This is a genomic window from Arthrobacter sp. efr-133-TYG-104 (assembly GCF_030208915.1).
Lineage (GTDB): Bacteria > Actinomycetota > Actinomycetes > Actinomycetales > Micrococcaceae > Arthrobacter.
Map to the genome: position 1 here is coordinate 33,370 of NZ_JARVTA010000026.1, position 24,129 is coordinate 57,498.

The window sequence follows — 24,129 nt, forward strand, 5'->3', positions numbered from 1 at the left end:
GCAATGAACTAACGTCGGGTGTGGGTACCGTGAACAGATGTACCTGTCGATAGCGGCTCGGAAAGGGGCTCGACTGTCCGCCAGACCAGCCCCCAACAGAGTCGTTGTCGTGTCACCTGAGTTATTTGGAGGGCACTATGGATTTCATGATCAGCGGACGAAATCTGACAGTTTCTGACCGCTTTCGGGAATATGCCGGCGAGAAGATCTCGAAGATTGAATCGCTCGGGGACAAGGTCCAGCGAGTTGACGCGAAGGTTTCCAAGGAAACCAATCCCCGGCAGGCGCCGGGCCAGCTCACCGTGGAAGTGACCGTCCTGGGCCGGGGCCCCGTTATCCGTGCTGAGGCTACCGCCGACGACAAGTTCGCTGCTTTCGATCTCGCGTACAACAAGCTTCTGGAAAGACTTCGTCGCGCCAAGGATCGGAAGAAAGTACATCATGGACGCCACACACCCAAGGCAGTGCGTGAGGCCACCGCGACGCTCGAGCCCGCCAGCACCACCGAGCCGATTTACGTCGAGGCCAGCAACCACCAGGAGGGGTCCTCTGCCGAACCCGATGAGCGTTCCCCCTATGAGATCGAGAACGACATTCCAGCGGGCGACTCGCCGGTCCTGATCCGTCGCAAGGTGTTTCCCGCGGCGTCCCTGACGCTTGACGACGCCGTAGACAACATGGAACTCGTCGGCCACAATTTCTATCTGTTCATGGATAAGGAAACAAACGCACCCTCTGTGGTCTACAGGCGCAGTGGTTGGACCTACGGTGTGATTACGCTTGACTCCACCTGCGAGCCCGGTGAGGAAGCGGTCGAGGAGAAGATTCACGCTTACCGATCCGACGACCAAGCCGCAACCGCAAAATAAGGCAACCACCCACACGAAAGGGCTTCAATGGGCACACCGGTGAGCCTGTCCCAGGCTCGGCGGATAGCCTTGGCCGCCCAGGGTCTAGCAAGAGTTCGGCCTACTGGCCCTGCAACCGCACGGGCAGTGGGCCGAACCTTTGCCCAACTCCACCTCGTCCAGATCGATTCCGTGAACGTACTGGCAAGGAGCCATTACCTGCCCTTTTTCTCCCGGCTGGGGGAGTACGATTCCGGGATTCTCCAGACCATGGCCAGCCGGAGGCCCCGGAGGATGATGGAGTACTGGGCGCACGAGGCGAGCTTCATCCGGCCGGAACACTTTCCCGACCTGCTCGTTTGGCAGAAGCGATCGTGGGTTGGGGCCCATCACTTGGAACCCGCAATCCGACGGGACCTTGAGGAGCGTATCTTGGCGGTACTCGCCGTCGAAAGCCCTATGACTGCCTCCGAGCTCACTCAAAAACTGGGGCACGTGCCGGAAGCGGAACGCGTCAATTGGGGTTGGAACTGGAACATCGTCAAGCGCGTCTTGGAGCACCTCTTCGAAGAGGGGCGCGTCTCTGCGGCCTCGCGGACACCGCAATTCGAACGAAGATATACGCTGACGTCAAGGGTTGTTCCGGAGGCTCTTTCGGATTCCGCCGGCGGGAACACCGTCTTGGACCGGGACGCTTCACTCGATCGGCTGATGGAGGCAGCGGCGAGAGCCCACGGCATCGGAACTGTTCGATGCTTCTCCGACTACTTCCGGACTCCGCTCAAGGCCGGATTTGAATCCGTGCAGCGTTTAGTGCGGGCGGGTCGACTGACACCAACGCCGGTCAATGGCTGGAACCGCGAAACATACATGCATGTGGAAGCTGCAAGGCCGCGGAAGGCGACAGGAAGGGCATTATTGAGCCCCTTCGATTCCCTGGTTTTTGAACGGCGGCGGCTTGAGGAGTTGTTCGGCTTCCATTATCGGCTCGAAATCTATACTCCGTCAGCCAAACGCCGGTTCGGTTACTACGTATTGCCCTTCCTTCTCGGGGAAAACATCGTCGCCCGGGTGGACCTGAAAGCCGAGAGGTCCGAAGGTCGACTCTTGGTTCGCTCCGCGTTCGCTGAGCAGGGCGCGCCGGGGGACACCGCCGTCGAACTTGCAGCCGAACTGACGTTGATGGCGCGGTGGTTGGGGTTATCCGACGTCGTGGTTTGGCCGGTGGGCGACCTCGCGCCGTCGCTGTCAGAAGCGGTAGCCCGCCAAGACGCATACGTTGTGTAAGGTTTCCTGCTCCAGCGTTAGGGGCAGGTGCCGTTCCTCAGTCCGCTCAGAGGGAAACCCGGCAACGTGGTGGTGGTCTCTCCCGTAGACTGAAACAGCCAGAATTCGGCAGCATGAGACTGGGAGCAATTTCACGTGGCATCAATAATCGAAAAACTTCTTCGCACGGGTGACAAAAAAACACTCAAGCAACTGCGGAACTATGCCGATTCCATCAATGCCCTGGAAGAGTCTTTTAAGTCGTTCACGGACGCCGAACTGCGCGAGGAAACGGACCGCCTCCGCGCCCGTCACCAAGACGGCGAAACCTTGGAAGCGCTTCTACCCGAAGCTTTCGCAACGGTGCGCGAGGCCTCTGCCCGCACGTTGGGTCTGCGGCATTTTGACGTCCAGCTCATGGGTGGCGCAGCGCTTCACCTGGGCAACATCGCCGAGATGAAAACCGGTGAAGGCAAGACCCTCGTAGCAACTGCCCCGGCTTACCTTAATGCGCTCACCGGCAAGGGCGTCCACGTTGTCACGGTGAACGACTACCTGGCCGAGTACCAGTCCGAGCTCATGGGCCGTGTTTACCGCTTCTTGGGCCTGACCAGCGGTTGCATCTTGTCCAACCAAGACCCGGCGCTGCGCCGTGAGCAGTACGCAGCAGACATCACTTACGGTACGAACAACGAATTCGGGTTCGACTATCTCCGCGACAACATGGCATGGGATGCCAGTGAGCTTGTACAGCGGGGCCACAACTTTGCCATCGTTGATGAGGTGGACTCCATCCTCATCGATGAAGCCCGCACCCCTTTGATCATTTCCGGGCCCGCGCAAGGTGACACCAACCGTTGGTTCAGCGAATTTGCCAAAGTGGTTCTTCGTCTTAAGCCCGAGGTTGACTACGAGGTTGACGAGAAGAAGCGCACGGTCGGTGTATTGGAGGCGGGCATCGAGAAGGTCGAGGACTACCTCGGCATCCAAAACCTCTATGAATCCGCAAATACTCCTCTCATTGGTTTCCTGAACAACGCCATCAAGGCCAAGGAACTGTTCAAGCGCGACAAGGACTACGTCATCCTTGATGGTGAGGTGCTGATTGTCGACGAACACACAGGCCGAATTCTCGCCGGCCGGCGCTACAACGAAGGCATGCACCAGGCCATCGAGGCTAAAGAAAACGTTGAGATCAAGGCCGAAAACCAGACGCTTGCCACGGTGACCCTGCAGAACTACTTCCGCATGTACTCCAAGCTTGCTGGAATGACCGGTACAGCGGAGACAGAAGCCGCTGAGTTCATGAGCACTTACAAGCTCGGTGTTGTTGCCATCCCCACCAACCGCGATATGCAGCGGATCGACCAATCGGACCTCGTTTTCAAGAACGAAGTGGTTAAATTCGACGCCGTGGTGAAGGACATCGCCGAGCGACACGAAAAAGGCCAGCCCGTTCTTGTGGGCACTACCAGCGTGGAGAAGAGCGAGTATCTTTCCAAGCTGCTGTCCAAGGAAGGCATCCGCCACGAGGTTTTGAACGCCAAGAACCACGCGCGTGAAGCGTCCATCGTCGCCCAGGCCGGGCGTAAAGGTGCAGTCACAGTGGCAACCAACATGGCTGGCCGCGGCACGGACATCATGTTGGGCGGCAACGCTGAGTTCACGGCCATCGCCGAGTTGGCCAAGCGTGGTTTGGATCCGGAGGAAAACTCCGAGGAGTACGAGGCTGCATGGCCTGAGGCCCTGTCCGCCGCCAAACAGGCTGTCAAGGACGAGCACGAGGAAGTGCTGGACCTTGGCGGACTCTATGTCCTCGGTACGGAGCGCCACGAGTCGCGGCGGATCGATAACCAGTTGCGGGGACGTTCCGGGCGTCAGGGTGACCCGGGAGAATCCCGGTTCTACCTCTCTCTGACCGATGACCTCATGCGGTTGTTCAACTCCGGTGCTGCCGAACGCCTCATGAACAGCTCCGTGCCGGACGACGTCGCTTTGGAGTCCAAGCTGGTTTCCCGGGCGATTGCCTCGGCCCAGGGCCAGGTCGAGAGCCGCAACGCTGAGCAGCGCAAGAACGTTCTGAAGTACGATGACGTTCTTAACCGCCAGCGCGAGGCGATCTACGGAGACAGGCGTCGGATTCTTGAAGGGGATGACCTGCACGAAAAGGTTCAGTTCTTCCTTGAAGACACCATCAATGCACTCATTGATGCCGCGACGGCCGAAGGTAATGGCGACGACTGGGACTTCAACCAGCTGTGGTCCACTTTGAAGACGCTGTACCCTGCGACCGTCACTGCGCAGGACATCATCGAGGAGGCCGGGGGCAAGGCGAATGTCACCGCCGAGTTCCTGAAGGATGAGATCCTGTCCGACGCGAGGCTTGTTTACCAGGCCAGGGAAGAAGCCATCGGTTCCGAAAGCATGCGCGAGCTGGAGCGACGCGTCGTCTTGTCCGTGATTGGGCGCAAGTGGCAGGAACACCTCTATGAGATGGACTACCTGAAAGAGGGAATTGGCCTCCGGGCCATGGCCCAGCGTGACCCGTTGGTTGAATACCAGCGAGAAGGTTTTGTGATGTTCCAGAGCATGATGGAAGCGATCCGCGAGGAGAGCATCGGGTTCCTCTACAACCTCGAAGTTGAGGTCACTCCCGCCGAAGATGTGGTGGTAGCTGACAGCTCGGCGGCCGGCGGACACACCGAACATCACGATCCGCAGATCAAGGCCGCAGGCTTGCAGGCGCCCGAAAAGCCCGCCCAGTTGCAGTACACCGCACCAGCGGAGGACGGCGGAACGCAGACACGCATTGAGAGCCGTTCGTCCGGCCGCTCAGGGAACCCTGCGAAGGCAGCGAGCCAGGAGCAGCGGAAACCTGCAAAAAGGAAGCGGCGCTAAGTAGGTCAAGTACTTCCCTATAGGCGCATGACCCTATAGGCGAACGACGGAACAACCCCGGACAAATTGTCCGGGGTTGTTCCGTTTGGCGGCTAGCGGGTCAGCCTATCTCTAGGGCGGTGACCCGCCACGTACCGTCCATGCGTTCCAGTCGCATGGCGACGGCGCGGGTCCGTTGCTCTTCTGCGACCACGATGCTGGCTTCACAGATAAGTTCAGATATGTTGCATGCCCGGACGGAACGGACGGTGGGACTTGCATGCAGAGGATTGCGCCCGCGACTGATTTTCATGTGCTCACGTGTAAGCGCGGCACGATGTTGGAGCGACAAGTACGTATTCGGATCAAGTGATCGCGACAGTTGTTGCACGGGCCGAGTTCCGGCCAGAACCTCCATGGCTGCCTGCGCAATGGTCCGGGCCACCAAGCGGACGTCGATGTTTTGCCCCGGGGAGCCGGAAACGGCGGATGTACGTTTTATTCGCGAACGGTTGGCAGTTGCTGTGGTCACGGTCATACCTCTGGAATCACAACTTGAGCCGGACGCGGGGGTTCGCCTAGCTCGGTGGCTTCTGCTGGGAATGACTCTGGGATTGTTTTCGGGGATTGGACCTGGCCCCTGAGCGGGCTTGGTCCGGTGAGTCGGAAGATAGCGACGCCGTTGGCGCCTTGCTAAACGGTCAACCGTATGCGGGCGGCCGAAGTACTTGGCCTGGCAGCAGCACCGCCGGGTTGTCGCCGATAGTGGTGCGGTTGGCCGCGTACCATCTGGGCCAGGCCCGGGCGACGTCTACATCCGAGGCCATGGGTCCAAGCCTCGCAGCGACGATCGACCAAAGGGAGTCGCCGGCCTTGACGATCACCTCAAGGTCGTCCGTCGGGGCCCCGGACCGAGAGGCCTGTTTGCCTAAAAGACCAGGGTCAACCAAGGGTGCCTGAGGTTTCCAGCGTGGGTCATGAGCGTCGCTGGCAGAATCCACGGTTGCTGTGTCTGCCAGCTGTTCGTCCGGGCCCGTGGCCCACGGCAGGGCAGGGGACGGGACCGAGTTCGAATGGCTCGGCTGCCATCCGGGATTTGGTGGAGTGGAGGATGCGTGAGCGGCCCCAGCTCCGAGGAGGTCAAGGCTCATGAGGGCGACCGTGAGTCTCAGCATGAAGTTCGGGCTGAATTTGGCCACCACGGAGGCGCCGTTGAGTCGTCCTGCCCGTTGTAAAGCTGAGGACACGAGTGCCAGCGTCAATGAAATGATCCACCAAGCCATGATCGCGGTGCCGGCCCCGTACGCTGCAAAACCAAGCGCCTTGGAGAAATCCAGTTGCTGCTTATGGCTGACGGTGCTGAGCAATTGACCGAGGAGGACTTGTCCGACAAGGATCAAGAGCATTGCCAGGGCCAGGATGGACAGCGTAAGTGCTACATCAGTTTTCCTCTTACGCGCCATCGCGAAGCCCCCAAGCTTACATTTGATGAATTTTGATGCATTTTACTGCAATTGAGATCATTCTGACCACATCCGAGGTCGTTTGTCCAATCCTTACGCGTGCTGGGTGTAAAGGCTGGCGCACCTCCATCCTTGCACCTAGTCTGGCTTCATGAGATGGGACTCTCTCTTTGCGGATCTGGAATCACAGATGTGGGCTGACCGTGCGCTGGCCGTCGAGGCAGAGATTACTGACCGAGCGAGGGTGGAGGCCGCCGGGATTGAACTGGCTGACCGCCTGCGCGGCGCGGTCCTCTCGGAGATAACGGTTGCTTTGAACGACGGCGGCCTTATCGCAGGGCGGCTAGGGCACGTTGGATGCGATTGGCTCGTGCTGACCGAGGGAACCCGCCAGTGGCTCGTCCCGACGACGGCGGTCAGTTCCTACCGCGGGCTGGGGCGTCTTGCGCGTAAGCCACAAGCGCGCTTCGTTCAGCCGCTGGGGATAAGAAGCGCACTCAGAGTCTTGGCACAGAACCGAACGGACCTCACTATTCACCTTGCTGTGGCCGGAAGCGCGAGCCAACAAATCCACGGTGTCATCGACAGGGTTGGCCAAGACCATTTCGATGTTGCTGCCTATCCCGGCGGAGACGCACGGCGCTCCGGTAGCGTCATCTCTCTTGCCACAGTCCCTTTTAGAGCGCTCTCCGCCATCTCTTCCCGAGGTAATCAGCAGTTTTAGGCCGACCGATCGCGGCTTAGCCCTTGGCGGTCTTGGTCTTGGCCTCCTGAATTGCGCGGTTGGCTTCTGCATACCGGTCTTCGATGTACTGCTCGAGCATCTTTTCCTCGATGCGCCATTGGCCACGCCCTCCTACCTGAATGGCTTTCAGTTCGCCGCTTCGAACGAGGGCGTATGCCTGGGGTGAGTTGATTTGGAGTTGTTCGGCGACATCCGCCAGAGTCAAAAATCGGGGCATAGCTCTATTTTGCCACTGAAACAGGCCGTTTGATGCACTTATCCACAGTTTTACCGCTCTTGTAGTGGTTCGGTTTGAAGTGACCGGGACCCTCAATGAGACTGATGGGGCAGGTCCACTGGACAAGTCGTCATTCTTTGGGGGAAGAAATAAATGGTTTCAAACTCACCCGTCGTAGCCACCAGGCTTAAGAGGCCATCCTGGAAGGACCCACGCCTTCTGATGGGCATCCTTCTTGTCCTGTTGGCCTTGGCCGGTGTGATTGCGCTAGTGGGGGCCGCTGACCACACCGCGCAGGTGTACATCGCGCGGGAAGACATTTCCGTCGGCCAAGTCATCACCGAGGCCGACCTGAGCGTAGCCAAGGTTAGCCTCAACGATGTCGCATCCAGCTACGTCAGCGTTGAGGATGGGTTGGCTTCCGGGAAGGTCGCCCTGCAAAGGATCGCTAAGAATCAGCTTCTCCCTAGGGCAAGCCTTGGACAACCCGACGCATTGGACCGTAAGCCGGTCGCTATCACCATAGAAGAAGCGCTTCCTTCACAGGCAGTGCCCGGGGCCCGTGTGGACGTTTGGGTCGCCATGCCGGGTGTGAAGAGCGCCTTCGACGAGCCTGAATTGTTGCTTCCGGGGGCGGAGATAGCTCAGGTGACCTCCGCTTCTGCCTCCCTCGGTGGGTCGAAGTCGACGGTGGTCCTTGTCCTGGTGACTGACGAACAGATGCCAAAGCTCCTCGGGGCGCAGGCGAACAAGGCCAAGGTGTCGGTGGTCTGGAATCCATCAGGTTCCGTCCGATGAGTATTCCGGTCATAACGGTGGGTCCGCCCCACATCGACGTTGTCGGGGCACTTGAACGGTTACATGGCCCGGTGACCGTGGTTCGTCGCTGCTCAGAGCTTGCCGAGCTCATGGCTGCATGCCAAAGCGGGCTCGCGTTGGCGGCGGTCGTAGCCGAGGGGTCGGAGGAGCTGACCGTCACTCTTGTGGACAGGCTAGGGGCTGTAGGTGTCTGCGTGGTCGCCCTCACCGACGATCCCCAGGAGGCCGGCCGCCTCCGGTCGATTGGCGCCGTGCCGGCGACCCCGGGTATCGAGCCCGAGGCGTTGGCGGAAAAGATCGCCGACGCCGTAGATCGGGTCGACGGGTCGGGGCGAGGGGCGGCGCATAGGGACGTCGGATTCGCGGACCCTGCTGCGGCCTTGCCGTTGCGGGCTGCCATCGAACCTACAGGTGCTGCCGAGGACCTGCCGGACGAATCAGGCCGAATCATTGCCGTGTGGGGACCGGCGGGCGCACCGGGAAGGACGACAGTCGCGGTCAATATTGCGGCGGAATTGGCGGCCGAGGGTAAGTCGGTAGCCCTCATTGATGCTGACAGTTACAGTGCCAGTGTGTCATCAGTATTGGGGCTATTGGATGAATCTGCGGGCATCGCTCAAGCCTGCAGGCTGGCAGACCAGGGCCTCCTTGACGTGGATGCCCTGATGGCCACCGCATCGGAGGTGCATATGCGCGTCGGCAATCTCAGGGTACTAACAGGGACCACGCGCGCTGACCGGTGGACTGAACTGCGGGCGGGGGCCCTCTCGGTCGTCCTACAGCGAGCTCGTCAGTTGGCGGAGATCGTCGTAGTGGATACGGGGTTTTGCTTGGAATCCGACGAAGAACTGAGCTTCGACACCATGGCGCCGCGGCGGAACGCCGCAACTCTTCGAAGCCTGGAGCTTGCCGACGTCGTTTTCGCCGTGGGTGCAGCCGATTCCATTGGTATTCCCAGACTCGTCAGAGGGCTCGCCGAGCTCCGGGCAGCCGTTCCACAGGCCACTCCTAGGGTCGTCCTGAACAAAACCAGTCCGCACTCCGTTGGGCGTGCGCCCAGGGAACAGCTGCGGGATGCTTGGGCGCGGTACGGCCCCGATGTGCGTATAGATGCGTTCCTTCCCTTTGACGTCGCAGTTTGCCAAGAAGCTCTGCTCCGAGGATCCGTACTTCTGGAGACGGCGCCGGACTCAGCCCTGCGTCAGAGCATCGCTCAACTCGTATGTGCGTCCGCCCAGCGAAAAGCCAAATCCTTTGGCCGGTACACCAGAGCTCGGAGGTCTCTAAAGCGCTAGGCTCGGATTGTGGGCTGCAGAGTCGCAGCAATCAACTTGTGATGGAGGCGTTTGTCGATGTCGTCAGGATCCAGCGTGGAGGATCGGTCCGATGCAGCAGTTGTCCGTGAAGGGTTCTTCGGTGACTATTATGAGCATCTCGCAGAGGAGGACTCCCGCGGATACTCGCCCGAGCAGCTGATATCACGGGCGACACATCACCGGCAGGTTGCGCAGTCCCGCCGTCCCGGTCACGCGCTTGTGCAGATCAACAGCGAAGCGGACCGTAGCGTGGTGTACATCGTCACCGACGACATGCCGTTCTTGGTGGATTCCGTCAACGCCGAGCTGGTCCGTCAAGGCTGTGCCATCCGATTGGTGATGCACCCCTTGTTCGTAGTCACCCGCGACCAAGCTTCCGGGGAGCTGGGCAGCATCTCCAGGGTCCCGTCAAACGTGGGAATTTCCAGTGGTGATACCGCGGCACTTCCCAGCATCGCGCATCTTCTCGGCGACTCGACGAACGCTCCGCACATGGAGTCATGGATTTCGGTCGAGATTGATCGGGTGAGCGATGAGGCCCGTGCGGAATTGATCGACGGTCTCCAGCGCGTCCTGGGCGATGTCCGTACCGCCGTCGAGGATTGGCCCAAGATGCGCAGCAAGGCACTTGAGCTCGCTGAAGCACTGGACAACGTATCCCACCCGGAACAGATTGCCGAGCTCCGCCAGGCGCAGGATCTTCTGCGTTGGCTGGACAAAGGCAACTTCACCTTTCTGGGATACCGTGAATACGACCTCGTTGATGTCGACGGCGAGGACGTCTTGGAGCTCCGTGAGGACAGCGGCCTTGGGTTGCTTCGAACCGGCGACGACACCCGCCAGATCCAGCACCTCACGGACGCGGGTCGCAAACGTGCTCGTGAAAAGCGCGCTTTGGTCATCACAAAAGCAAACTCTCGATCCACCGTTCACCGACCGGCCTATCTGGACTACATAGGCGTAAAGAGCTTCGACGCCTTGGGCAACGTGAACGGGGAACGCCGTTTCATTGGCTTGTTCGCCACGAGTGCCTATACCGGTTCCGTGCGAAGCATACCGATCGTCCGGGACAAAGTTGATGCTGTCCTCCGCAACGCCGGATTCCCCATCGATTCGCATTCAGGGAAGGACCTGCTCGGCATTCTGGAAACGTATCCGCGCGACGAGCTGTTCCAAATCGAGATTCCGGATCTGGCAGCAACCGCGACTGGAATTCAGCGCTTGCAGGAGCGTCGCCGCACCAAGCTTTTCCTTCGGCCCGATATTTACGGACGCTTTATGTCCGCCGTCGTCTACCTGCCGCGTGACCGCTACACCACAAGCGTCCGCCTCCGGATTGAACAGGAGCTCCGTGAAACGTTCCAGGCGGAGAGCATCGACTATGAAGCTCGTATAACCGAGTCAGCATTGGCCCGCGTGTTCTTCCGGATCAGGTTGCCCCGTGCAGCGGAACTGGCAGAAGTGAACGTGCAGGAGCTTGAACATCGGTTGATGCGGGCTTCAAGGTCCTGGAGCGAAGGCATCGCGGAGGTTTTGCGGGAAAACCTTCCGAGTGAAACGGCGGAGGCTTTATCGGGTCTTTGGGCCGAAGCGTTCCCCGCCGGGTATCGGGTTGACTACGAAGTTGAAGATGCCCTGCAGGATATAGAACGCTTTGAAAAGTATGGTGCGCAGGCAGTCCAGGAAGGTGTGGACCCGAGGGAACTGAAACCCGGTGTCCACGTCTACCTGCCCTCGGGTGCCGGTGAGGCGCTGGAAGAAGACGCCCGCGTCAAGCTCTACCTGATGGAACCTAAAAGCCTCAGCCAAATCCTGCCCTACTTCCACAATCTTGGGTTGGAAGTGTTGGATGAGCGACCCTTCGAAATTGAAACTGCAGACCATCGGGACTTCTTCCTGTACGACCTGGGCCTGAAGTACCCGGCCGACGTCGACCCGCTCACCACAGGTGACCTCCTGGCCGATTCCTTTGGTGCTGCCGTTACGGGGATGGTGGAGTCGGATAAGTTTGATCAGCTGGTGCTTCGGGAAGCCATGCACTGGCGTCAGGTAGTGGTGCTGAGGGCGTACGCCAAATACATGCGCCAGATGGGCAACACAAACTCATTTGGGTTCATCGCCGATACGCTTCTGGCCAACCCGGACGTTGCGCGTGGGCTGAACGCCCTGTTCGCTGCGCGCTTTGATCCCTCAATCGCGGAGGACCAGCGCCAAGAGCAACAGGCCTCGGCACGGGCGGGGCTCTCGGAGTCAATCGAGCAAGTGGCCACCCTCGACGCCGACCGCGTCCTACGGACCTTCGTCAACCTCATTGAATCGACGCTTCGCACCAACTACTACCAGGGCAAGGACTACGTCAGCTTCAAACTTGACCCGACCTCCATTGACGGGTTGCCCTTCCCGAGGCCGATGTACGAGATCTGGGTGTACTCCCCACGGGTCGAAGGCGTCCATCTCCGTTTTGGCAAGGTAGCTCGGGGCGGTCTCCGCTGGTCGGACCGGCGTGAAGATTTCCGGACCGAAATCCTCGGCTTGGTCAAAGCGCAGACTGTAAAGAACGCCGTCATTGTTCCCACGGGTGCCAAGGGTGGATTCTTTGCCAAGAAGTTGCCCAACCCGTCGGTCGACAGGGCGGCATGGATGACTGAAGGTATCGAGAGTTACAAGACCTTCATCCGTGGTCTTCTGGACATAACGGATAACTTGGTTGCGTCGCCGGATGGCGAACGGCTCGTACCGCCGTCGAACGTGGTCCGCCACGACGGCGATGATTCCTACCTTGTGGTGGCGGCAGACAAGGGCACCGCTACGTTCTCAGACACAGCTAATGGGCTGGCGGCAGAATATGGGTTCTGGCTCGGCGATGCTTTTGCTTCGGGTGGATCGGTTGGATACGACCACAAGGCCATGGGAATCACGGCTCGTGGTGCCTGGGAATCGGTCAAGCGCCACTTCAGTGAATTGGACCTCGATACCCAGACTGAAGAGTTCACGGTTGTAGGCGTCGGCGACATGTCAGGCGACGTCTTTGGTAATGGCATGCTCCTTTCCAAGCACATCCGCCTTTTGGCAGCGTTCGACCACCGTCACATCTTCCTGGATCCGGCTCCGGATGCGGCTACGTCCTTCGCTGAAAGGCAAAGGCTCTTTGAGTTGCCGCGATCGTCATGGGACGACTACGACCGATCGCTTATCAGCGAAGGGGGCGGGGTCTACCCTCGTCAGGCGAAGGCCATTCCAGTCTCGGACCAAGTGCGGAAAGCGCTCGGATTGCCGGACGGGACCACCCAGCTCAGCCCTCCGGAGCTGCTCCGGGCGATCCTGCTTGCCCCCGCAGATTTGCTCTACAACGGCGGTATTGGCACTTACGTGAAGGCCAGTACCGAAACGCATGCGGTTGTCGGCGACAAAGCCAACGATGCGATCCGTGTCGATGGTCGGGACCTTCGCGTGAAAGTGGTCGGCGAAGGTGGCAACCTTGGACTCACCCAGCGCGGACGCATCGAGGCGGCATTGCAGGGGGTCATCCTCAACACCGACGCCATTGACAACTCGGCCGGTGTGGATTGCTCTGACCACGAGGTCAATATCAAGATCTTCATTGACCGCATGGTGGCTGCCGGCAAACTTGAGCCGTCGGAGCGGGCTTCCTTCCTTGCCGATATGACCGACGAGGTCGGACGCCTTGTCCTGCAGGACAACATTGATCAAAACATCCTGCTTCTCAACGATCGCACGCGTGTTGCCGAATGGAGCCCGAGCTACGAACGGCTCATGGACTGGCTCGAAAAATCGGCTGACCTCAAACGTGAGCTTGAAGCGCTGCCCACTACTGCGACGCTTCGTGCGCGGCTGGAACAGGGGCAGGGCCTAACCTCCCCGGAGCTTTCGGTGCTTGCTGCTTACGCCAAGATCGAACTGGGATCTGCCCTCCGTGACAGCAATCTCGCCGACGACCCGTGGTTCGCGGAAACTATCCGGAACTACTTCCCGAAGCAACTGCGGGAACGGTTCGACGCCGAGCTGGACACCCACCCCTTGAGGCGGGAAATCATCGCCACCGTGGTAGCCAACGACATCATCAACCTCGGCGGAATCACGTTCGCGTTCAGGGCCATCGAAGAAACCTCAGCCAATGAAGTAGCTGTGGCCAAGGCGTTCATAGCACTGCGGGAAATCTACGAGCTCGACTCCATGGTGGCCGAGCTGAATGCACTGCCGGCGTCGTTCCCAACCGAGCACTGGAGCGAAATCCACCTTGATATCAGGCGGCTTCTGGACCGGGCCGTCCGCTGGGTGCTGGGCCAAGGCGTCACCTCCCAGCCGATTGCCGAGGTGGTAAACGCCTTCAAACCCATGATGACGCCCCTCCGGGCAAAGCTTCTCGAGTACCTGCGGGGCGAGGACAAGGTCAGGATCAGCGCGTGGCTGGAGCAGGCACGCAGTTGGGAACTGCCCGAACACCTGGCGCACAGGTGGGCGGAACTCTTCGAGAGCTACGCGCTCCTGGACATTGCGCGGATTGCCCAAGGCGGGACCGGTGCCGTGGAAGACATCGCACACGTGTACTACACGGTCTTCAACCGTTTCCACGCAGACTCTTTGCTGGAGCGGATCAGCTCCTTGCCGCGCGATGATCGGTGGCAGGCACTGGCCCGTGCTGCACTCCGGGACGACCTCTACTCGACGGTCGCAGACATGACGACGTCGGTGCTGGAGTCGACAGAGCCGGGGAGTAACGCAGAGGACCGGCTGACGGCCTGGGAGGCACAGAACGCGGAGCAGCTCGGCCGCGCCAAGACGATGTTCGACGAGGTGAATGCCCTCGAGGCCGATGATATGGCATCACTGTCGGTAGCATTAAGGCTCTTGAGGTCAATCGTTCGACGCTAGGGACCCTTCCCGGCGCCGCAAATGGAGGTGCAGTGGCAATCTTTACAGACCCCATCAGGGAACACGCTGATTTCGGGCCTGGCGATGCCGAATGGCTGCACCTCCTTGTGGGCGATTGGCAGATGGTGTCCGATCTGGCTTTTGCGGACCTGGCACTGTGGTTTCCCCACCCGGAGCTGGGCTATATTGCCCTCGCCCACGTCCGTCCGTCGACCTCTCATACGGTCTTCCATGCGGACTTCGTGGGCGAGGGCATACGCTCCGATCTGCGGCCGCTCGTGGAAAAAGCATGGAACAGCCGCTCCATCGAGCGCTCCAGCGAAACCAACTGGAGCAGCGAGATGGCGCTCCGGGTTGAGGCGGTGCCCATGGTCCGCAACGGACGGACCCTGGCAGTCGTCACATCCCATATGGATCTGTCCAGTTCCCGGATGCCCTCCCGGCTCGAACTGACCTACCGGCAGTGCGCCTATGACCTGTTGCGTATGGGGACCTTGGGGTTGTGGCCGGACTTTGCCTCCCCGACGGGGTCGCGCCGGGGAGCGCCCCGTGTTGGTGATGGCCTGATCAGGCTCGATGCTGAGGGCGTCGTGCAGTATGCGAGCCCGAACGGCGTTTCAGCGTTCCGCCGGCTGGGCGAAGTCGAGTCGCTGGAGGGGCGCTCACTCGCGGAAGTTACCGCGGGCCTACTCAAAGACCGGCGAATGGTGGACGAGACGCTGCCCTTGGTGGTGACTGGTCGAATGCCTTGGCGAAGTGAGATTGAGTCCAGGGGCGTCAGCCTTTCGCTGCGAGCCATTCCATTGCGGGACGAGCAGCATCGTTTCGGTGCCCTCGTCCTGTGCCGGGATGTCTCGGAACTACGGCGCAGGGAAATGGAGCTGGTTACCAAAGACGCCACCATCAGGGAGATCCATCACCGCGTTAAGAACAATCTCCAAACCGTGGCTGCACTCTTGCGGATGCAGTCACGCAGGATGGTCAGCGACGAAGCCAAGCAAGGACTGGAGCAGGCAATGCGCCGGGTGGCTACCATAGCGCTCGTCCATGAAACCTTGTCCCAAGGATTGACCCAAAGCGTCGATTTCGATGAGTTGATCGGGCGGCAGTTCCGCTTGTCGGCCGAAGTCGCGTCGCCCTCTCAGCATGTGCGAACAGAACGGGCAGGCAAATTCGGTGAGTTGCCCAGCGACTTCGCCACACCCCTTGCCCTCGTGATCAACGAACTGGTGACCAACGCCGTCGAGCATGGGCTGGAGGGGCGGACGGGAACAGTCTGGTTGCTGGCCGACCGCAGCGACGGTGACGGCAATGACGAGTTGCTGACAGTGACCATCGCTGACGACGGCGTGGGACTTCCTGACGGGCCGTACAACGAGGGCTTGGGGTTGCAAATCGTCCGCACCCTTGTGACAAGTGAGCTCGGTGGGTCCATTAAGTGGTCGCACCGTGAGGGAGGCGGAACGGCCGTGGAGATCGTCCTCAACCTGGCGCGGCCGTAGCGCCGCGAGCGAGGTATCAAGCCCCGGCGAAGGCTCGACCGCATGGGCAAATATAAGGGCCGCGAACCGAATCGGTCCGCGGCCCTTATATTTGATATTTTGCTGAGCGTTTATGCCGAGGTGTGAGCTGGCCTCAGGAGGCGCGACGTGCTCGGGCGGCGCGACGCTTCAGGGCGCGGCGTTCGTCTTCGCTCATACCACCCCAGACGCCGGCGTCTTGTCCGGATTCCAGCGCCCATTGCAAGCACGTGTCAACTACGGGGCAGCGACGGCATACGCTTTTCGCTTCCTCGATCTGAAGAAGTGCTGGTCCGGTATTGCCGACTGGGAAGAAGAGCTCCGGGTCCTTGTCGAGGCAGGCTGCGCGATTACGCCAATCCATGCTGATCAGTCACTCCATTCGTGAGAACTAGGAAAGCCTTTTGTGAAAAACTTCACGAGAGGCTACAAAGGAAAGGGGCCCGCATGGGCCCCCTTGGTCGTCTGAGTCAAGCGTTTCATGTTAACGCCTTGTAAACAAGGGGTGTTGGTGGTTGAAATGCCCGAAATCCGTGAGCGATGCATCACATCAGTTGCCCAGGCCCTCACTGCTAGACGACTATGTCCGGTAGTGTGCCAGTGTGTCAAGACCTCCCGCAAACCCCGACCAACCGTCGTCGGATCCCGATAAAAGCGATTCGACCGGCCCCCGCGTACCCCGCTTGCCCGCCGCCGCTCGTCCTGCGGACCGAAGCCGTCGACCCCGTAGCGTGGTTTTTGCCGCCGTCGTGGTCGCCCTTGAAGCTACAGCGCTTCTTGCAGCTGCTGTTTGGTACGCGTTCGAATTGTTCAGTGGAGCGCCTGTACTTACATTTTGGGGAGCGGTTTTTACTTTAGCGTTGCTGCTGGCGTTCTCCGCCTGGTTGTTTGCCGTGGGCCACTTCCTATTCCGAGGCTACCGTTGGACGCGCGCTGCCGCACTTGTGGCACAGCTATTCGTGCTCATCATCGGAGTGCCGACAATGACCGGCGGCCTGGTGCTGCAAGGCGCGGCTATGGCCATTCCGGCGTTGGCAGTTGTAGTGATGATTTTCCGGAGGGACGTCATTGCTTATGCCTCGCAGACTGCCGGAGCGTCAGCCGCACTCTAACCGGTGACAACGGATTAACGGGAAAGTCGGGAACCGTCCGGGGAACTGGCCGCGAGTGCAGCTTGAAATGGCGTGGCCCCAGCCGCCTCGATCAAGAACCCGCGGCCACGGGGCGCTGGGGCGTCAACGATCAGCCTGACCCCTAACGGGTCTCCATCAAAGGGTGACCTCGGTGTCAGGACAATACCGGTGCCGCCTGCTTGCACCTCCCTCGCCAAGGGAAGCTGTTGCAAAACTGTGGGTCCTGAGCTTGCCGTCATGACGATACCGCGGACATTCCCCGCCATGGCAGTGATGGCATGTCGTCCACTAAGGTCCAAGAGGTCGGCATCGTCTACAAGCAACACGCTTTGTGGGTCTAAGAGCCCAGCCTCAGAATCCTCCGCTGCCTGTATCCAAAATGCACTCAAGGGTGTTCCGTGACTCGGGAACACCCATGTTTGGCCGGGATTGAGAACACGGAGCGTCTCCAGGATCGAAGTCTTTCCTGAATCCCGGGGCCCAAGTATGACACTCACTCCGGACTCGGGGAGGGGGAGCGCAACGGGGAAGCACTCATCTCCACCGACTCCAATCCACAGGGGCGGATTTGCTCCCTCCGGCTGGCTAGTTTCTTTGAAGCGCTCCCTAAAGTCCTCCACGGTGAGGAACTCGGGGATCGGTCTGACACGAAAAGGCGGATTCGTCGAGGTGGTTGAACCATAGGGCCACGGTCCTTCCTTCGGACACGCACGGAACTGAGCGACCGCCCCTTGCTCGGGTACAAGGCCGCCAAAGACGACGGCGCGTCCCGGTATGGACTCAACGCTTGGCAGCCGCGGCCAGTGGTACCTCGACTCCTCGCTCGAACCCAACGGAAAGTACGCACGGTTGCTGATCAGGCCCATGAATCTCGCGCTGACCAGTTCACGTTCACCTGAAATCAGAACCGTAATACCCAAGGAGATGCCGTCCCGGATGATGTCGTGCACAGTGCTCTCCGCCGACGCAAAGGGTCCGCCACGTAGTGCCGATACCCATGAGCACCATCCGGCAATGATCAGTACGAGCGGGGCCGTGTTTTGCGACGCGTGTGCCACCGTGCGTCGGCGTTCCATCTCCGCCGAGAGGAGCGTCAGAATCCGCGCAGCCATCGGCATTTGGTGCAGGCCTGCGACGGATCTGTTCGCCGGGAGGTCAGTACTGGCAGCCATACCCGTCGCGTCCAAGATGTAGAGGTGTGGTTTTGGTGCCTGGGTAGCAACCATTGCCGCGGCTGCCATGAAGCAGGCCTGCATCCCGCTGGAAGCGCCTCCGATCATTGCGAGGTGACCGTGTTCACCTGGGGACCATAGCAGAGGCTCGACTCGCTGCCGCTTAGGCAGATCGAGCAGCCCCAGCGGTCCGACGATCCAGCTGCCATTTGGTTCTACTACATCACCGAGCCGGCGCGGTTGGCCGTCCAAAACGTCGTCCCATTCCACGGTGTCGTCCCATTCCACCGTCTCGTGCCATTCCAGGGATACGGGCAGCGGGGGCGGAACGGGTCGTCTCGCGTCAGCACGACCGAGTCGGCCCCAAGCCTCCTTGATAGCCGAAACGACCGCATAAGTGCCTGAATCCGGCGGCATCTCTTCTTCGGCAGACCTGCTCGACTGCTGCCGAGGTTGTTCCAGCGACTCGACGGCACTCCTGACTGCAGGTTCGCCCGGTGTCAGCGGATTCAGCGGTGTTTCGTCTCCGATTCGAGCGGCCAAGGACGCTGTTTGAAATTCCACAGGGCGGCTCGACCCTCTGGCCAGATAGGCCCGGCCGGGGGTTTCTACACTAATGAATGCGGCCGACTTGGCATTGATAATGTCTACTGATTCCATTTCTGTTTGTACGCGAAGAGCGATGCTCGATGTCACGTTTGCTCGGATGTCGGCAGTCAAGGCACCTTGCGGCCTTTGTGTTGCCATCACTAAATGGATGCCGAGCGACCGGCCAACGGTTGCGACTCGCATGAGCTCGCGGAGAGCACCGGGGGCCTCGTCCACAAGCATGCGAAATTCGTCAATGACAACAACGAGGTGGGGGATTGATTCGAAGGAAGGGCCGCTTGCCTGCTGATAGACAGACAGATCGGATGCGCCGACCGCTTGGAACCTCTCCTCCCGATACCGGATCTCGGCCCGGAGCGAAACCAGCGCCCGATCCAGTTGATGTTCAGACAGATCGGTGAGCAAGCCAAGGCAATGGGGCAGCCCGCTCAGCGGACGCAAACCTGACCCGCCCTTAAAATCAAAAAACAGGAACGTAACCTGTTCTGGTGGATGGTTCAGAGCCAGCGATACCACCAAGGATCGAAGCAGCTCGGATTTTCCCGACCCCGTGGTCCCTGCTACCAAGAGATGAGGACCATCCAAGCCGAAATCGAAATCCATGTGCCCCTCGATGCCCCATCCCAGAACTGCTTGAAGACTCTTCTGGCGGGTGCTGGCATCCCATCGTCGAAGAATGCTCCTCTGCCCATAGGAACGAAGCTCTACCAACGAACAGCGTCGAGGGATGCCGTCTTCGGCGGGGGACTGTACTTGGCTAGTTAAGCCCGTTATCCGGCAGAATCTGTCGAACACTTCGACGGGGAGCAGATCCGGAATGAAAGCTTGGTGCTGGCCACCGGCATCCAACGTGGCCGAGGTACCGGACGTTGAGATTTCTATGACGGCCATTCCTCCGGCGGATTGGACGTCGGGACTGCTTGGGCTTCCGCCACGAATGACCCTCCACTTTGCTAAGTGTGCGCTGTCCAGAAGCGTTGCAAGCCCCTGCCTGTCCTCCAGGGAGGCGTCATCGAAAAGGATAAGATGCCCGCTTCCCCCCATGCGCAGTCGGTGGAGGGTGGCCAGCGCCGCCGACGGGGAGGCGGCAAGGCATGTACCGGGCAGGAATCGGGCGGGCAGCGGTAGCCGGGCCACGGGCCCAAGGAGAATGACCGGCGACAAGGCAGATGCCTGAAAATTAACAAGCTGCATCACGATGAACCGAATCATGGCGTCAACATGTTCCGAACGCCCTCGGAGGATGACTAACGGATGCCGCGGGTCAAGGGTAAATGCTGCCGATCCGACACTTGGAGCTTGGAAGTGCCGAACACCCGGGACCAAGCAAAGATTGGCCTGCGCATGCCGCACCCCCAGCCGCACCCACACCGCGGATTCCTGAGCCACGCTTCCACGCGGAGCGAGACTCTGGTTGGCCGTTGTTCCCGTTGCACGCTGCGCGGGCACCGAATTTCCGGCCTTCCAACTGCCCCGTGCGGAGTGCAGTGCGACCAATATATTCGCGGCAGATGGCGCCGTCCGCCGTCGTCGTTCGATGTCATCCTTTGCTGCCTGAGCCACCGCTGCCTTGAACTCCCGTCGGCTCTTTAGACCGGAGAACATTGGGATCAAAAGACTGGCAGCGGATATGGCAGAGAGACCTAGGTACAGCAACATCCCCGAGACGACTGCCAGCCCAACGCCCATGACCAGCGGCATTCCCGCAGCCAAGGTCACGGCGAGCACGTTGCGTGATGCCGGGGCATGGGCAACCTCGATTGGCGTTTCCACCGACTGGCCGGCCTCCTTGGGAAGCCCTGGGGTTGGCCCGTTGTCCGTGATGACACTAAAAAGGGTGCTACCGCACTGGAATGTAGTCTCAGGGGTAAGCCGTGTTTGCCCGACAGGCTGTCCATTTACCAGCAACGGCGTCGACTTGTCGCGTCGAGTGATGGTTACCGAGGTGCTGGAGACGTCAATGACGGCATGCTCACGGGACATTCTTGGATCAGGTACGGTGATGTTGCCAATGCCCCTGCCCACCCGATACCTGCCCCGGTAAAGAGGAAAGACCATGCCGGCAGCGGGACCTGAGTGAACCAATAAAAGCAGGGGAGAAGACTTCGGGCTGTTCTCGTGCCCTGGCACGAATCCGTCCACCAGTACGGCACCTGCCACCAAGGGGGGACGCCCGACCGTGAGCAGGGAGATGTCTTCACCTGCAACGTAGATCCGCCCGCTACCTCGGGCCTCTTTCAGCAGCGACTGGACGTGAGTTCCGGGCGTTCCGTCGGGGACGGATATAGACAATTCCTCAGGCTCATGAGCAGCTGAAGCTCCCGGTCCAACTACCAGCGTGCATTCCAAAGTCATCAGCCATTCCCTCCGTGCCCGTCGGCGTCCTGTCCTGACGCTATTGGTGCGATGATCGGATTTCTTTACCGTGCACGCCCTATGTGGACAACTTTCGTGATCACGCTTCCGTCGCCCCGGGGTGACTTGTCTCAGCTAAGATGAATCTCGTTGTCGCGTGTGCTCAATGAGGAAGGACCTTCACCGGTGATAGTGGTTGCAGAGAGTGCCGATGTTTCAGACCAGGCTGTAATTGGCGATGGGTCGAAGATTTGGCACCTCGCCCAGGTGCGCGAGCAGGCCGAATTGGGCGTCAACTGCATCGTGGGACGAGGCGCTTACGTTGGTACCGGCGTCAAGATGGGGGATAACTGCAAAGTTCAGAACTATGCCCTTGTCTATGAGCCAGCGGAACTGGAGGCTGGAGTCTTCATTGGCCCGGCTGTTGTGCTGACGAACGATACTTATCCCAGGGCCGTCGCTCCGGACGGTACCTTGAAAAGCGCGCACGATTGGGAACCCGTGGGGGTCACCATTCGGGAGGGTGCCTCGATAGGTGCCCGGGCCGTTTGCGTTGCACCCGTGACGGTTGGACGGTGGGCCACAGTGGCCGCCGGAGCCGTCGTCGTCAAGGACGTTCCCGATTTTGCCCTGATGGTCGGCGTCCCGGCCAAACGTGTCGGTTGGGTCGGCAGGGCCGGTTTTCCTCTGAAGCGAGACGGTGACAACTGGGTCTGCCCCGAAACAGGCGCTACATATGTTGAACAGAACGAGACTCTCCGAGAGGTACAGGCATGAGCCCAGAATTCATACCCCCCGCTAAGCCCATTATCGGCGAGGAGGAACGCCAAGCCGTCGACGCCGTTTTGGCGTCCGGCCAGCTCGCCCAAGGCACGGAAGTAGCATCCTTCGAACAGGAATTCTCGCAGGTTCTCCTTGACGGCCGCGGTGCCGTAGCCGTCAACTCCGGCACTTCGGGACTGCACCTTGGCCTGCTGGCAGCCGGGATCGGCCCCGGAGATGAAGTTATTGTTCCGTCGTTCACGTTTGCCGCCACAGCGAACTCCGTCGCACTGACCGGGGCGACCCCGGTATTCGCCGACGTCGATGCCGACTACTACACTCTCGATCCCGCTTCGGTGGAGTCGAAAATCACTGAGCGTACCGCGGCAATCATGCCCGTTCACCTCTACGGCCATCCGTTCGACGTCGATGCCATTGGGGCTATCGCTGCCAAACACAATGTCAAAGTTTTTGAGGACGCTGCGCAGGCGCACGGTGCTGCCGTCAACGGCCGCAAGGTGGGTACCTTCGGTGACTTTGCCATGTTCAGCCTCTACCCCACGAAGAACATGACTTCCGGCGAGGGCGGCATGGTCAGCACTGGCTTGGCCGACGTCGAGCGTCGCTTGCGCCTGCTCCGTAACCAAGGCATGGAGCGCCAGTATGAAAACGAACTTGTTGGATTCAACTGCCGCATGACCAACATCCATGCAGCTATCGGTCGGGTGCAGTTGACCAAGGTCGAGGCGTGGACGAAGACCCGCCAGGAGAACGCGGCCTTTTTCGACGCCAACCTTGAAGGTGTCATCACTCCGAAGGTCGCCGAGGGCTACGAGCACGTCTACCACCAGTACACCATCCGCATTGGTGAGGATCGCGACGGGTTCGCCAAGGCCCTGCGCGAGGAGTACATGGTCGGCTGCGGCGTTTATTACCCGATCCCCAATCACCGCCTCGCCCCATTCCAAACCTCGGACGATCTGCCCGTCACGGAGGACGCCGCCGCCAGTGTCCTCTCGATTCCGGTCCATCCGTCACTGAGCCAAGATGATCTGGAACGAATCGTTTCAGCGGTCAACGCAGTCGCGAAGGCAGGAAGCTAGTGGCGAATTTACGTGCCGGACTCATCGGTCTGGGCATGATGGGCCGCCACCATGCCCGCGTTATCCGGGAGCTTGATGGGGTCGACCTGGTTGCCGTGGCGGATTCCTTCGGCGATCCACACAACGTCGCTGACGGGCTGGAGGTTTGCAGTTCCGTCGAACAGTTGATCGCGCAGGGCATCGACATGGCCGTCGCAGCCGTGCCGACGATCCTTCACGAAGAGGTCGCTTTGCAGTTGGCCGAAGCGGGCATCCATTGCCTTGTGGAAAAGCCGATCGCCAACGACTCAGAATCCGGTCGTCGTATCGCCGAAGCCTTCGACTCACGAGGCCTGATTGGGGCGGTGGGGCACATTGAGCGGTTCAACCCGTCTCTGCAGAGCCTCCGCGAACGGCTTGGTAATGGCGATCTGGGAGAGGTTTACCAAATCTCCACCCGTCGTCAAGGCCCTTTCCCCGCCCGGATCGCCGACGTCGGGGTCGTTAAGGATTTGGCTACGCACGACATTGATCTCACAGCGTGGTTGGCACAGAGCAACTTCGTCAACGTCGTCGCGCATACCACATCCAGGAGTGGCCGCGAACATGAGGACATGGTCACCGCTATCGGCCATCTTCGCAGTGGCGTGGTGACCAACCACATCGTGAACTGGTTGTCGCCCATGAAAGAGCGGACCACCGTGGTGCTTGGCGAGCGTGGGGCGTATATCGCGGACACCATTTCAGCGGATTTGACGTTCGTCGAGAACGGGACGTTCCAGACTGACTGGGACTCTGTCGCAGCGTTCAGGGGTGTGTCCGAAGGTTCTTCGACGAGGTTCGCGCTGGCCAAACGCGAACCCCTGAAGATGGAACACGAAGCCTTCCGGGACGCAGTCCTCGGAAAGTCCATGAACATCGTCACAATGGCAGAGGGATTGGAGACACTCCGCGTTGCCGAGGCTGTTCTTCAGTCGGCGAGCACTGGGGCTGTCGTCGCGCTTTAGTTGCAAAGCTTTGCCGAAAATCGGGAGCGGGAGGCTTGGCCACGG

General features: G+C 60.1%; 17 protein-coding genes. 12 read left to right on the forward strand and 5 right to left on the reverse strand.

The annotated features are described in order from the left end of the window. The first annotated feature begins 137 nt into the window (after positions 1 to 137). The 3 genes from hpf (at position 138) to secA (ending at position 5,012) form a co-directional block, all read left to right on the forward strand. Positions 138 to 869 carry a ribosome hibernation-promoting factor, HPF/YfiA family gene (gene hpf, locus QRN04_RS16640; protein ID WP_284977141.1) on the forward strand — a complete coding sequence of 244 codons (732 nt, stop codon included), beginning with the start codon at positions 138 to 140 and terminating at the stop codon, positions 867 to 869. Positions 870 to 896: 27 nt separating this feature from the next. After that, positions 897 to 2,135: a winged helix-turn-helix domain-containing protein gene (locus tag QRN04_RS16645; protein ID WP_284977142.1), complete on the forward strand. Its 1,239-nt coding sequence runs from the start codon at positions 897 to 899 to the stop codon at positions 2,133 to 2,135. Positions 2,136 to 2,270: 135 nt separating this feature from the next. Further along, the gene (gene secA, locus QRN04_RS16650) at positions 2,271 to 5,012 is read left to right on the forward strand and encodes a preprotein translocase subunit SecA (protein ID WP_284977143.1); all 2,742 of its coding nucleotides are present in this window, start codon (positions 2,271 to 2,273) and stop codon (positions 5,010 to 5,012) included. A gap of 100 nt (positions 5,013 to 5,112) precedes the next feature. Here secA and QRN04_RS16655 read toward each other — a convergent pair whose 3' ends face one another. Next, positions 5,113 to 5,529: an Rv3235 family protein gene (locus QRN04_RS16655; RefSeq protein WP_284977144.1), complete on the reverse strand. Its 417-nt coding sequence runs from the start codon at positions 5,527 to 5,529 to the stop codon at positions 5,113 to 5,115. Positions 5,530 to 5,692: 163 nt separating this feature from the next. Next, complete coding sequence (locus QRN04_RS16660; protein ID WP_284977145.1) at positions 5,693 to 6,454, reverse strand: LysM peptidoglycan-binding domain-containing protein; 762 nt, start codon at positions 6,452 to 6,454, stop codon at positions 5,693 to 5,695. A 151-nt stretch (positions 6,455 to 6,605) separates the two neighbouring features. Here QRN04_RS16660 and QRN04_RS16665 point away from each other — a divergent pair, with 151 nt between their 5' ends. Further along, positions 6,606 to 7,178 carry a hypothetical protein gene (locus tag QRN04_RS16665; protein ID WP_284977146.1) on the forward strand — a complete coding sequence of 191 codons (573 nt, stop codon included), beginning with the start codon at positions 6,606 to 6,608 and terminating at the stop codon, positions 7,176 to 7,178. Between the two features lie 16 nt (positions 7,179 to 7,194). Here the strand turns inward: QRN04_RS16665 and QRN04_RS16670 are convergent, their stop codons facing one another. Beyond that, the gene (locus tag QRN04_RS16670; RefSeq protein WP_284977147.1) at positions 7,195 to 7,416 is read right to left on the reverse strand and encodes a helix-turn-helix domain-containing protein; all 222 of its coding nucleotides are present in this window, start codon (positions 7,414 to 7,416) and stop codon (positions 7,195 to 7,197) included. Between the two features lie 153 nt (positions 7,417 to 7,569). On the opposite strand from QRN04_RS16670, the gene QRN04_RS16675 reads away from it, so the two are divergent. From QRN04_RS16675 to QRN04_RS16690, 4 genes are read left to right on the forward strand one after another with little or no spacing between them, the layout of a single operon-like run. After that, positions 7,570 to 8,214 carry an SAF domain-containing protein gene (locus QRN04_RS16675; protein WP_284977148.1) on the forward strand — a complete coding sequence of 215 codons (645 nt, stop codon included), beginning with the start codon at positions 7,570 to 7,572 and terminating at the stop codon, positions 8,212 to 8,214. Further along, positions 8,211 to 9,530 (forward strand): CpaE/TadZ family protein, encoded by a 1,320-nt coding sequence (locus QRN04_RS16680; protein ID WP_284977149.1) that lies wholly within the window; start codon positions 8,211 to 8,213, stop codon positions 9,528 to 9,530. The genes QRN04_RS16675 and QRN04_RS16680 overlap by 4 nt, the downstream gene beginning before the upstream one ends. Before the next feature lie 57 nt (positions 9,531 to 9,587). Next, a complete protein-coding gene (locus QRN04_RS16685; protein WP_284977150.1) occupies positions 9,588 to 14,444 on the forward strand; it encodes an NAD-glutamate dehydrogenase in 4,857 nt (1,618 codons plus the stop codon). A 32-nt stretch (positions 14,445 to 14,476) separates the two neighbouring features. After that, entirely contained in the window at positions 14,477 to 15,946 is a 1,470-nt protein-coding gene (locus tag QRN04_RS16690) for a sensor histidine kinase (protein ID WP_284977151.1), read from the forward strand. Between the two features lie 133 nt (positions 15,947 to 16,079). Here the strand turns inward: QRN04_RS16690 and QRN04_RS16695 are convergent, their stop codons facing one another. After that, entirely contained in the window at positions 16,080 to 16,328 is a 249-nt protein-coding gene (locus tag QRN04_RS16695) for a WhiB family transcriptional regulator (protein ID WP_003804966.1), read from the reverse strand. A 238-nt stretch (positions 16,329 to 16,566) separates the two neighbouring features. Here QRN04_RS16695 and QRN04_RS16700 point away from each other — a divergent pair, with 238 nt between their 5' ends. Then, a complete protein-coding gene (locus tag QRN04_RS16700) occupies positions 16,567 to 17,076 on the forward strand; it encodes a hypothetical protein (RefSeq protein ID WP_350224947.1) in 510 nt (169 codons plus the stop codon). Positions 17,077 to 17,090: 14 nt separating this feature from the next. On the opposite strand, the gene QRN04_RS16705 is transcribed toward QRN04_RS16700, so the two are convergent. Further along, positions 17,091 to 21,233 (reverse strand): FtsK/SpoIIIE domain-containing protein, encoded by a 4,143-nt coding sequence (locus QRN04_RS16705; protein WP_284977152.1) that lies wholly within the window; start codon positions 21,231 to 21,233, stop codon positions 17,091 to 17,093. Between the two features lie 159 nt (positions 21,234 to 21,392). On the opposite strand from QRN04_RS16705, the gene QRN04_RS16710 reads away from it, so the two are divergent. The 3 genes from QRN04_RS16710 to QRN04_RS16720 are packed head-to-tail and all read left to right on the forward strand — an operon-like array spanning position 21,393 to position 24,084. After that, on the forward strand, positions 21,393 to 22,010 hold the full coding sequence (locus QRN04_RS16710) for an acyltransferase (RefSeq protein ID WP_502868816.1): 618 nt from the start codon (positions 21,393 to 21,395) through the stop codon (positions 22,008 to 22,010). Then, entirely contained in the window at positions 22,007 to 23,098 is a 1,092-nt protein-coding gene (locus QRN04_RS16715; RefSeq protein ID WP_284977154.1) for a DegT/DnrJ/EryC1/StrS family aminotransferase, read from the forward strand. Before QRN04_RS16710 ends, QRN04_RS16715 begins: the two co-directional genes overlap by 4 nt. Then, positions 23,098 to 24,084: a Gfo/Idh/MocA family protein gene (locus QRN04_RS16720; RefSeq protein ID WP_284977155.1), complete on the forward strand. Its 987-nt coding sequence runs from the start codon at positions 23,098 to 23,100 to the stop codon at positions 24,082 to 24,084. Before QRN04_RS16715 ends, QRN04_RS16720 begins: the two co-directional genes overlap by 1 nt. Positions 24,085 to 24,129: the final 45 nt, after the last annotated feature.